Here is a 12,122-nt window from a genome sequence, read left to right on the forward strand (position 1 = left end):
TCAGCATTTGCTCAGTATGTTTGGAGACGAATATTAAATGACAGAACTAACACCATTCGCACTCAAGGATGCGCCCGCACTCATTGAAGCGGTCTATCCCGCGCAGAAAATATCATTCGAAGCGCAAAAAGAACGCAAAGCCAATCTTGGTCAAACGCTTACAGGTTTGGGGTCCTACTGGAAAGGTAGAAAGCCGCTGATCCTTGTTCGCTCCGTAGTGCTCGGCACGCTGCTACCTCAAACCGAAGACACTGAAAAAGATCTTGAAATATTCGAAATGCTAATGGGCTTTGATATCGAAAGCCTCGCTAAGCGCGCGCTCATTCAAAATGACATTAAACCCGCAGAAATCGCAGAACGTATTCAGCTGCACAATCCCTGGGATTACTTTAGTCACAACGTCAAAGTCACTGACGCTAATTTCAATGATATTGATACTCTGCAGTTTCCCATCAATAGCGATGCGCTCGGTTTAAAGCTGCGCTGGCGTCGCGACATTGAAGAGAATGAAAAGCTCGCTATTTATCGTGACTATTTAGAAACCGTCGAAGGCTACGAGGCAAAGGCAAGTCTTTGCAAAAGACCGGAAGAAGTAGATCAGGAGTGGCTCTATGAACACATTTGGTCCAGCGTCAATCGACATTATCAAAGCCTCAGCATTAAATCCAAATCACATCAAGAACTGATAGAGCAGCTTGGTCAACTTCGCTATGGGCACCGTCCCAAAGTAGCTGACACTTTCAGTGGTGGTGGCTCAATTCCGTTTGAAGCAGCCAGATTAGGATGCGATGTATACGCATCTGATTTAAACCCAGTTGCACTTATGCTGACCTGGGGGGCACTGGAGGTAATTGGCGGGTCACCATCTCAGAAAGAGGAAATAGAAAAGCTACAAGCTGAAATTGCAAAAGAAGTAGATGAAAAAATCCAAGCGCTTGGAATAGAAACCGACGAAGAAGGTAATCGCGCTAAAGCCTATTTGTACTGCTTAGAGGCAAAATGTCCCGAAACAGGCTGGATGATTCCTCTTTCTCCAAGCTGGGTGGTCTCTAAAAATCGAAAGGTTGTCGCGATACTCAAGCCTAATTATGATCAAAAAAGATTCAATATAGAGCTGCACGAAGCCTCGTCAGCTGCTGAGCTTGATGAACTTGACAAGCCTACCATCATTGATGGCGCCATGACTTATAAGCTCGATGGAAAAACCTATAAAACACCAATTAAAACTCTCAGAGGTGACTATAGGGATGAAAGAATAACAAGGAATAACCTTAGACTGTGGGCGAAAGAAGAATTCAAGCCAAGTCCGGATGACATATTACAAGAAAGACTGTATGCGATTCATTGGATAACTAAGGAAACCGTTAATAGCCCTCGTCAGATAACTTATTTTAGAGCTGTAACGGCTCAAGATTTATATCGTGAACATAAGGTCGAAAAAATTGTTTCAGAAAAAATTTCTGAATGGCAATTGAATGGACTAATTCCGGATATGGAAATTGAACCCGGAGATAAAACAGCAGAACCAATCCGAACCAGAGGTTGGACTCACTGGCACCACATGTATATGCCACGGCACCTGCTCATCAATGCAATTTACCGCGAAGTGGTCAAAGGAAAAAATGAGGCTTATTTCAGCATATTGCTCTGCAGAATATTGAATGTAGAGTCAAAAATGTCTAGGTGGTCACCTGCTATCGGCCACGATCTGGCGTTGGATGTATTCTACAACATGGCCTTGAATACTTTTTATAACTACGGCTGCAGAGCATCAATATCAGCCTTTAGAGATTTATTTGAGGCGAGCATAGCCAAAGAAGAAAATATAACTTCGCATTTCCAAATACAAAGTCACGAAGCTAAAGACATTGTTGCAGATAACGACATTTACATAACTGACCCACCATATGCCGACGCAGTTCATTATCACGAAATCACCGAGTACTTCATCGCATGGCTACGTAAGACCCCACCCAAACCATTTGATGAATGGACCTGGGATTCGCGCCGCGCCCTAGCCATCAAAGGTTCAGGTGACGACTTCCGCAAAGGTATGGTCAACGCCTATAAAGCCATGGCGGACCACATGCCCGACAACGGCATGCAATGCGTGATGTTCACCCACCAGGATACCGGCGTTTGGTCGGATATGATTGGTATTTTCTGGGCATCCGGTTTGCAGGTTGTTGGCGCATGGTACATCGCCACGGAAACCAGTACCGAGCTGAAAAAAGGCGGTTATGTACAAGGTACGGTGATACTGATGTTACGCAAGCGTCCTGCCGGCGAAAACGCGGGCTTTAAGCAGCGACTGCTCCCCGCTGTGCGAGCGGAGGTAAAGCGCCAGATCGAAACCATGATGCACCTGAATGATGAGGTGAAAGACAAGCTGGGTGAGCCTGTTTTCAACGATTCTGATCTGCAAATGGCCGGTTATGCGGCAGCACTCAAAGTACTAACATCCTACACCCATATTGGCGGTGAGGATGTCACTAGCTTTGCCCTGCGGCCACGCACCAAGGGAGAAGTGACGGTTGTGGATGAGATCGTGCAACAAGCCGCCGAAGCCGCAAACAGTTTGCTGGTGCCGGAAGGTTTAACTGCCGATACCTGGCAAAAGATCAACGGCATTCAGCGCTTCTATTTGCGCATGATGGACATTGAAACCACCGGCGCCTCTAAGCTCGACAACTACCAGAACTTTGCCAAAGCCTTCCGCGTTGAAGATTACGGTCGGGTAATGGGCAATATGACTGCCAACAAGGCACAACTGAAGCGGATTCCTGAGTTTGCTTCTCGCGACCTGACAGATAGCACTGAAATCGGCTCCACTTGGCTAGGTCACCTAGTTATTGGGTTGCAACAAATACTCAACGAGAAAGAGCCGCAGACGGTTATCAGTCAATTACAAGCAGACTTGCCAGACTTTATGGAGGTCCGGCCAATACTGATCGACATGTTGACCTTTATTGAGAAAAAGGCCCCAGAAAAAGCCACTCGCGATGCCGCTGAAGTGTTAGGTGCGCGCTTGAAGAATATGCGTGCGCTCGGCCAGTAAAAAAGGTGTCAACAAAGATGAGAAGCCAATGAAACGATTAGTTGAGTAACAATCAAGGATGGAGATTCCGCAGCAATGAGCATTCGTCGATTTTCATCGCGCACCCATAGGCTCGACAGTAGCTTTTTACTAGAGCACCTGAAAGGTGCTCGCAGCTATAAGCGTATTGCGGGTTACTTTACTAGCTCGCTGTTTGAAGTGGCCAACGAGCTGATTGAGTCCATCCCCGATGTGAAAATCGTCTGCAATGTGGATATCCATCCCGACGACCTGAAGGTGGCTCAGCTGCGTGAGTCCAAGATGATCGGTCGCTGGAATGAGCGGGACATTGAAGCCGAAAGCTTGCTCAACCGTGACCGCTATCGCCGCCTAGACAGCTTCCTTGCCAAACATGGCCAGGTCATCCGCGTTGCCCCCGACAGCATTTGCGGTTTTCTGCATGGCAAAGCGGGCGTTATTGAGCTGGCCGACGGCAAAAAAATTGGCTTCATTGGCTCGATGAACGAGACCAGCAGCGGCTGGCAACGTCACTATGAAATCCTGTGGGAAGACGAATCACCAGAAGGTGTGCAGTGGATTGAGCAGGAATTCGACTTTTTGTGGAATGCTGCTCGCCCATTACCTGAAGCAGTGATCCGAGAGGTGAAACGCCGTGGCTATCGCAGAGAGGTGCTGTTTGAAGATATTGTCGAAGACGATGATATTGCACCCGCTGCGCTGATTGAGTCCCCGCTGTATCGCCAAGGCTTCTCATTGCAGCCCTGGCAACAAGGCTTTGTCAGCGAGTGTGTTCGCCATTATCACAACCACGGTATTGTACGTTTACTGATTGCTGATGAGGTTGGCCTGGGTAAAACCTTATCCATGGCCACGGCGGCGCTTTCGCTTTGTTTGCTGAGCGACAGAGAGAACAAGAAGCGTAAGCCCGTCATCATTTTCGCCCCAGCTACCCTCTGCGAGCAGTGGCAAGTAGAAATGATTGATAAGCTGGGCATTCCCTGTGCCCGCTGGCAAACCCAAAAGAAAGCGTGGCTGGACCCTGAAGGACGAATCATTTCTCCCTCAGGGCAAGAGCACATTGCCAAGTGTCCGCTGCGCGTTGGCATCGTATCCACCGGGCTAATGATGCGCGATTCTTTGGAAAAGCAGCATCTGCTGGGGTTGCGCTTTGGCGTGGCAATATTGGATGAAGCCCATAAGGCGCGCAGTCGGCAGGGTTTCGGCAAAGACGCTGGCACCCACAATGAATTGCTGGCCTTTATGCGCGAGATTGCTGCGCGATCAGACCATGTCATTCTGGGCACAGCAACACCTATTCAAACCCGCCCCGAAGATTTGTGGGACTTGATTGGTATCCTACATCAGGGCAGTGGCAATTTCGTACTCGGCAACGACTTTGCCAAATGGCACCGTCCACCTGAGGTACTGCCTATTTTATCTGGTGAACAGCGCGTTACCGAGCCGAGCTTCGCTTGGGAGCTGCTCCGCTCACCACTGCCTGTCGTTGACTCGACCAACGAACAATTTGCACGCCGCTTATTCAGCTCTCTTCGTCAGGATCTTGGATTAATTAATCAAAACGACAAGTGGGACATTAAGAGCACACTCTCTGATTTGTCAGATGACTCGCTGGAATACCTTGAAGATGAACTGGATAGAAATATATCGGGTGCCAGTTTTTTTCAGCGGGAAAACCCATTTATCCGTCATGTCGTTTTACGTAAACGTGTAACGCTCGAGGATGCCGGACTTTTACCACGCATAGGCGTCGACTTGCATCCTGACCGGGAGTTGTCGAAGGAAGTCCACCAATTTAACAGCTTGTTCGAGGGTAAAGCGCTGCGAACAAGCGAGGATTTCAGGCAGGCCTACGCTGAAGCGAGGCACTTTGGTAAAGCCCTTGCTCAAAGTGGCAAAGGCAGCGGGTTTATGAAAAACCTGATGGAACAACGGATTTGCTCAAGTATTACGGCTGGATTGAACACGGCTCGAATGCTGCTGGAAGGCCGGACTGTTCGTGAAGAAAGTGACGAACAGCTGATAGAGGTCAAAGCCGAAAGCCCGGATGAAATTGCCGTTCTCGAACGAATGATCGCCCGGCTTGAGCGCATCGAAGAAGACCCAAAGCTCAACGCTGTAATTCATTACCTCGAGAAAGAGAAGTGGCTGAAGTTTGGCGTCATTATTTTTAGCCAGTACTACGACACAGCGAAGTGGGTGGCAGATTCACTTGCCGAACGCTACCCCGACCAGGCAGTAGGCCTCTATGCCGGTGCAGGCCGCAGTCGACTGTATCAAAAGGGTGACAGCGTCAATATTGAACGGGAAACGCTGAAACGCATGGTAGCTGAGCATCAGCTTGAAATCATGGTAGCTACCGATGCCGCCTGCGAAGGATTAAACCTTCAGACGCTGGGCACCCTGATCAATATCGACCTGCCATGGAACCCTACTCGCTTAGAGCAGCGTATTGGTCGTATCAAACGCTTTGGCCAGGTGCGCGAAAAAGTCGACATGCTGAACCTCGTCAACGAACAAACCGTCGACGAAAAGGTATATGAGAAGCTATCCGAGCGGATGCAGGATCGCTACAACCTGTTTGGCTCACTGCCAGATACCATTCGCGATGAATGGATTGAGGATATCGAAACCATGGGCGAAAAAATGGATGAGTACATCAACGCTCAGAAACAAGCCAATGGATTTGACCTGCGCTACACCGAGACCATGTCTCCATCCGAAAAAGATTGGCGGGATTGCTCCAACGTACTCTCACGCCGCGATTTTACTGAACTGATGACATCCGGATGGAGTGAGAGCAAATGAGCTCTGGAAAAATGGTGACTTACGATCAGCTTATGCTGCCTTTGATGAAGGCGCTGGTTAACCTGGGTGGCTCTGGCAGCATTGATGAGATCTATGAGGCCGTGGTCGAGCTTGAGAAGTTTGATGAAGCAACACTAGCCATTTTGCACAACCCGGAAAAAAGCAGCCAGACAGAAATCGGCTATCGCTTGGCCTGGGCTAGAACCTATCTGAAGAAGGCAGGGTTTCTTGAGAACTCATCACGCGGTGTCTGGGCGCTTACGGATAAAGCGAGGCAAGCGCCTGAAATTGATAGCCGAGAGATCGTGAATTATGTGCGGTCACTGGATAAAAAAAGTAACCAAGACAGCGCTGATCCTGCCGATCCAGCCACATCAGTCGATGAGTCACCGGAAGAGGCTCTCGCCTGGCGAGAGAAGTTGCATCACATTCTGATTGAAGAAATGAGCCCTGACGCCTTTGAGCGGCTTACACAACGAATGCTCAGAGAATCAGGCTTTGTTCATGTCGAAGTCACCGGCCGTACCGGTGATGGTGGCATCGATGGCAAAGGCATCGCCAGAATCAATGGCTTAATGAGTTTTCACATCGCCTTTCAATGCAAAAAATACAAAGGCTCTGTGGGCGCACCGGAGATTCGGAATTTTCGCGGCGCCATCGTCGGTCGCGCCGATCGAGGCATGTTCATCACCACAGGAAGCTTCACCAAGGCAGCTATTGAAGAAGCCAACCGTGATGGTGTTGCTCCGATTGACTTGGTTGATGGTGATCAGTTAGCAGATAAGCTCAAAGAACTTAGTTTAGGTGTTAAAACAGAGTTAGTTGAAAAAGTAACAGTTGAACCAGACTGGTTTTTAAGTCTTTAGCTCTATCACCGCTACAGATAAGTGCATGTTTCTTGCGACTATCTAACATCCTAATTGTTAGTGAACCTTCACACTATCGTGTCGGAGGTTCACTATGTTCAAAAACCTATTTTTTCAAACCAAAGCACTACCAGAACTGTCATCTCAACTCGATGCAGAAATCCCACGCTACCCGCCATTCCTGAAGGGGTTGCCAGCTGCGTCCCCCGAGGATTTGCAGTCCACACAAGACGAGCTAATTGACAAACTGCGCCAGGTACTTGGCTTTAACCAGCGTGATTTTCAACGTCTGATTCAGCCCTGCATTGACCATCTGGCTGCTTATGTTCATTTGTTGCCAGCTTCTGAGCATCATCATCACAGTGGTGCTGGTGGTTTATTACGTCATTCGTTGGAAGTTGCTTTCTGGGCGGCACAAGCAGCTGAAGGGATCATCTTTGTTGCCAGTGGCACACCGGTTGAGAAAAAAGAGCTAGAGCCAAGGTGGCGTGTCGCGGCGGCTCTTGGCGGTTTGTTCCATGATATTGGTAAGCCTGTTTCAGACTTGTCCATTACAGACGAAGATGGACGCTATCAGTGGAACCCTTTTTTAGAAACCTTATCTCAGTGGGCCACTAATAATAGCATTGAACGCTATTTCATTCGCTGGCGCGACGGACGGTGCAAGCGGCACGAGCAATTTTCAATTCTGGTTTTAAACCGGGTGATGACACCTGAGTTACTCGCCTGGTTAACCCAGCCGGGCCCTGAGATTTTGCAAGCCATGCTGGAGGCAATTGGCAATACCGATCCCGAGCATGTCCTGTCTAAACTGGTCATTGAAGCCGACCAAACCAGTGTCCAGCGAGACCTGAAAGCGCAACGAATTTCCGTTGACGACAATGCCCTTGGTGTCCCAGTCGAACGCTATCTACTTGATGCCATGAGGCGATTGCTTGCCAGTTCCCAGTGGTTGGTCAATCAGCGAGATGCCAGAGTTTGGATACGAAAATCGAATCAATCAACCCATCTTTACCTGGTGTGGAAAAGCGCGGCTAAGGACATCATTGAGCTGTTGGCCAAAGACAAGATACCTGGCATTCCAAGAGATCCCGATACCCTTGCGGACATCCTCATTGAGCGAGGATTGGCCACTAAATCCGCCTCGAATGAGCGATATGAAAGCCTTGCCCCTGAAGTGCTGATCAAAGACGACAAGCCCATCTGGTTACCCATGCTGCATATATCTGAGGCCGATTTATTGTTCAGCTCGAATGTACCAAGTAGTGTGAGACTGTTTAGCAAATCTGAGTGGGAAGCAACACAGCAAACACAAGCAGAGCCACAGAGTCGCTCCAGTGAGCATTCAGACTTGCCTGAAGCGTCATCATCAATCGAACATAGAAAATCGGATGAGTCACCATCGACAAACTCGTCCGAACAAGATGATGAACTTCGTCTTGCCAGTGATGTTAATAACCCCCAGGCAACTGAAAATGCTCCAGGTGATGGATGTGAAAAGCCTAACAATTCATATGATGGCGCTATCTCAAATAACGTAAACCAGCACGATGCAGAAGCATTGAATCTGCCTGAATCTTTGGCATGGCTCCCAGAGGCCAGTAGCGCGCTGGTTGTGGTTGGTGAACAGATACTGATCCGCTATCCCGATGCCGTAAGACCTTGGTGTGCTCCCCGAAAACTGCTTGCTGAACTCAGTCGATTAGATTGGCTTGAACTAGATCCCGCAAACCCGACACGTAAGGCCAGAACTATTACTACGAAAGATGGCGTTCAGGAGCAAGGGTTGCTGCTGAAAATATCGATTTCTAAAGGGCTTACTGCACTGATTGACCTTCCCAAACAAGACGCAGAACCGGCGGCAGCAATTCAGAACGAAGAGGCTTCACCGCGACCGAGTCGAACTGAGACAACCAATGCCCAAGCAAAAGAACCCGCCACAAGAACGGAGCGAAAGCAAAAGCCGATTGCGGCCAATGCGAACTCAAGTACCGACCCCAAACACGCGCAGCGGCAACAGATGGTTAATTTTGTGAAAGATTTGCCCATCTTACTGACCGATGGTGATTACCCAGAAGTGGATCATAGTGCCGATGGTATTCGCGTCACGATTCAAACCTTACGCCAAGTCGCCAATGAGCATGGTATTCCAGCCGGACAGCTGCTTCGGGGGATCTCGGCCAGTGACCAATGCCAGTTTGATGAGGGGGAAACGGTTCTGTTTACCGCTCACGCTAAGCGTTAATCCATTTGAAATTAATCGGATTGCAAACGGTTATTTTGCGGAGCATGAATGAAAGAAAACGCATACGAGATGCCTTGGCGCACGAATTATGAAGCCATGGCAGCAGCAGGTTGGCTGGTTGGGGCCACTGGGGCGATTGCCGCAGAAATGCTGACTGAGCTACCACCTGAGCCATTTTGGTGGATGACAGGGATTTCCTCGGGCATGGCGTTGTATCGCCTGCCTGAGGCTTACCGTCTTTATAAGTTGCAGAAGGGGCTAAAAGGCAAACCTTTGGCTTTTATGGAGCTGTCGCATTTGCAAAAAGTGATGGCAAAACATCCTGATGAATTGTGGTTAGGTTATGGCTTTGAGTGGGACCAACGTCATGCCCAACGCGCTTATGAAATCCTAAAGCGGGATAAGCAAACCTTGCTTAACCAAGGTCACGGCAAGCAAATGGGGTCGACCTGGATTCATGGTGTCGAGCCCAAAGAAGAAGATGTGTACCTGCCAGTTGGTCACACTGAGGGGCACACCTTAATTGTCGGCACCACCGGTGCGGGAAAAACACGATGCTTTGATGCGATGATCACTCAGGCCATTTTGCGCAATGAAGCCGTGATTATTATTGACCCCAAGGGAGACAAAGAACTTAAGGATAATGCCCAGCGAGCCTGTATTGCCGCCGGTAGTCCTGAGCGCTTTGTGTATTTTCATCCGGGGTTTCCAGAGCATTCGGTACGGCTTAATCCCCTGAGGAACTTTAACCGGGGTACTGAAATCGCCAGCCGAATTGCGGCATTAATACCATCTGAAACCGGTGCTGATCCATTTAAAGCTTTTGGCCAAATGGCACTGAATAACATCGTGCAAGGTTTGTTGCTTACTTCACAGCGTCCTGATCTGAAAACACTGAGACGATTCTTGGAAGGTGGCCCAGAAGGCTTGGTAGTAAAAGCCGTCACGGCTTGGGGGGAGCAGGTGTATCCGAACTTTAGTGTGGAGATCAAGCGCTTTACCGAAAAGGCCAATACCTTGGCTAAACAAGCCATGGCGATGCTGCTTTTCTACTACGAACGCATTCAGCCCGTTGCCGCCAATACCGATTTAGAGGGGCTATTGAGCATGTTTGAGCATGATAGAACCCACTATTCTAAGATGGTGGCTTCACTGATGCCGGTGCTCAATATGCTCACCTCAAGTGAATTAGGCCCACTGTTATCACCGATTGCAAACGATGTGGATGACAGCCGGTTAATTACGGATTCTGGTCGAATTATCAACAATGCCCAAGTGGCGTATATCGGCTTGGATTCATTAACCGACGCCATGGTTGGCAGCGCCATTGGTTCGTTGCTTTTATCGGATCTCACTGCTGTGGCCGGTGACCGCTATAACTATGGTGTTGAAAATCGCCCCGTAAATATCTTCATCGATGAGGCTGCTGAAGTCGTAAACGATCCCTTCATTCAACTGCTCAACAAAGGCCGTGGCGCAAAAATGCGTTGTGTGATTGCTACTCAGACATTTGCTGACTTTGCCGCTCGTACAGGCAGTGAAGCTAAGGCTCGCCAGGTGTTAGGTAACATCAACAACTTGATAGCCCTTCGGGTGATGGACGCCGAAACGCAGCAGTACATTACTGACAATCTGCCTAAGACTCGGTTGCAGTACATCATGCAAACTCAAGGTATGTCGTCCAACTCGGACAGCCCCGCGTTGTTTACCGGCAATCATGGCGAACGCTTGATGGAAGAAGAAGGCGATATGTTTCCACCGCAATTATTAGGCCAGCTCCCAAACCTAGAGTACATCGCCAAGCTTTCAGGTGGCCGCGTGATCAAAGGTCGCATTCCTATTTTAACCAGCTCTACACAGGCAGTATAAGGAGTCTCTATGCATCATTCTGTTTGTCTGAAAATGACAACACTTACCAGTAAAGAAATGCTCGCTCAGTGGCAGCAACATAACCCCCAGTTCAAGGAAGCCTTAAGACTGCTTGAAACCGACTGGCCTCATGCTTTGGCCTCGGTGTATTGCTTGGCGGACTATTTAACGGATGCGTTCACGTTAGATGGCCACTCCATCTTTGATTTGTGCCTGTGTAATGGCTTGGGCAGTTATGAAGAAGTCAGTTGTGATGATGACAGTGTACGACTGTGGCATTTCATTGGGGCACTGACCTGGACTGCCGCCAGTGCTTTAACTGGGATTCGCCTGCGTGATCCTGACCATTTCGAGTGGGCCGCCGTGGATGGTGTGTATTTCCACACCTGGATTCGTAATCGTCCAAATCGGATGGCGTATTTGGCTGAAGGACGCATCGATGTGCGTTATGTCAGTGGCCATACGACGACAAAGCGGCTTCAACAAGTGATTAAAGCCCGGATTATGACGCCGACCGTTGCAGCCATGCTGGCCCGAGTAGAAGAGGATGTTTGGCATGAGCAAGCATAAGTCGGTTTGGCTACTGTGTCTGGCACTGATGCTGGAGATTATTGCCATTGGCGTGTTAGTGCCCGGTGATTGGACTGGCCGGGTCATTAGTAAAGAGAAGCAGATGATCCAAAACCAATTGGGCTCACAAACAAGCTATTGGATTGGTCAAACTAGCCATGGCTGGTATCAATCATGGGTTGTGGATACGCAGATGGAGCAATCTGTACGTGATTTTCTAATCCCCACTGAAGAGCAGCGACTGCGTTCTAAAGGGATGGAGAACATGGGCGGCTTTTGGTTTGTGTGGGTAGAAGACCGTATTCAGGCATTTTTTGATGTGCTGTACCAAGTGTTCACTCGATTTGCTTTGCTGATGGTCTGGTTGCCCTTTGCACTTATTCTCATGTTACCGGCGCTGTGGGACGGCTTGATGACCTGGAAGATTAAGAAAACAACCTTTGATTTTTCTAGCCCTATTATTCACCGCTACAGCATGATAATTCTGGGCTCAGGCGTCATCTTGCTCTTTATGGGATTGTTCGCCCCACTGGCTATTCCTCCGGTGGTACTACCTTCGCTGATCATCGGCTTGGCATTGATGGCGGGGTTGGCGTTAAGCCACTTGCAGAAACGGGTTTAAACTAAGTGATGAAATTCGTGCTTCTATCTGCTAAAATTTTAACGCGTCATAATATCTTGATGTGAG

7 protein-coding genes are annotated in these 12,122 nt (G+C 48.9%); all 7 read left to right on the forward strand.

What is annotated here, in order from left to right; all coding sequences use genetic code 11:
• Window positions 1-37: 37 nt before the first annotated feature.
• A complete protein-coding gene (locus ACY3ZI_RS03080; RefSeq protein ID WP_487375959.1) occupies window positions 38-3,058 on the forward strand; it encodes an anti-phage-associated DUF1156 domain-containing protein in 3,021 nt (1,006 codons plus the stop codon).
• Window positions 3,059-3,133: 75 nt separating this feature from the next.
• Entirely contained in the window at window positions 3,134-5,884 is a 2,751-nt protein-coding gene (locus ACY3ZI_RS03085) for a phospholipase D-like domain-containing anti-phage protein (protein ID WP_487375960.1), read from the forward strand.
• Window positions 5,881-6,750 (forward strand): restriction endonuclease, encoded by an 870-nt coding sequence (locus ACY3ZI_RS03090; RefSeq protein WP_487375961.1) that lies wholly within the window; start codon window positions 5,881-5,883, stop codon window positions 6,748-6,750. Before ACY3ZI_RS03085 ends, ACY3ZI_RS03090 begins: the two co-directional genes overlap by 4 nt.
• 94 nt (window positions 6,751-6,844) lie before the next feature.
• Window positions 6,845-8,995 carry a MobH family relaxase gene (gene mobH, locus ACY3ZI_RS03095; RefSeq protein WP_487375962.1) on the forward strand — a complete coding sequence of 717 codons (2,151 nt, stop codon included), beginning with the start codon at window positions 6,845-6,847 and terminating at the stop codon, window positions 8,993-8,995.
• Window positions 8,996-9,043: 48 nt separating this feature from the next.
• A complete protein-coding gene (gene traD / locus ACY3ZI_RS03100; protein WP_169650383.1) occupies window positions 9,044-10,864 on the forward strand; it encodes a conjugative transfer system coupling protein TraD in 1,821 nt (606 codons plus the stop codon).
• A gap of 9 nt (window positions 10,865-10,873) precedes the next feature.
• Window positions 10,874-11,434, forward strand: a complete 561-nt coding sequence (locus ACY3ZI_RS03105; protein WP_487375963.1) for a conjugative transfer protein — start codon at window positions 10,874-10,876, stop codon at window positions 11,432-11,434.
• Window positions 11,421-12,056, forward strand: a complete 636-nt coding sequence (locus ACY3ZI_RS03110) for an IncC plasmid conjugative DNA transfer DtrJ family protein (RefSeq protein WP_487375964.1) — start codon at window positions 11,421-11,423, stop codon at window positions 12,054-12,056. Before ACY3ZI_RS03105 ends, ACY3ZI_RS03110 begins: the two co-directional genes overlap by 14 nt.
• Window positions 12,057-12,122 lie beyond the last annotated feature (66 nt).

The sequence above is a fragment of the Providencia sp. LY12 genome (assembly GCF_057621555.1).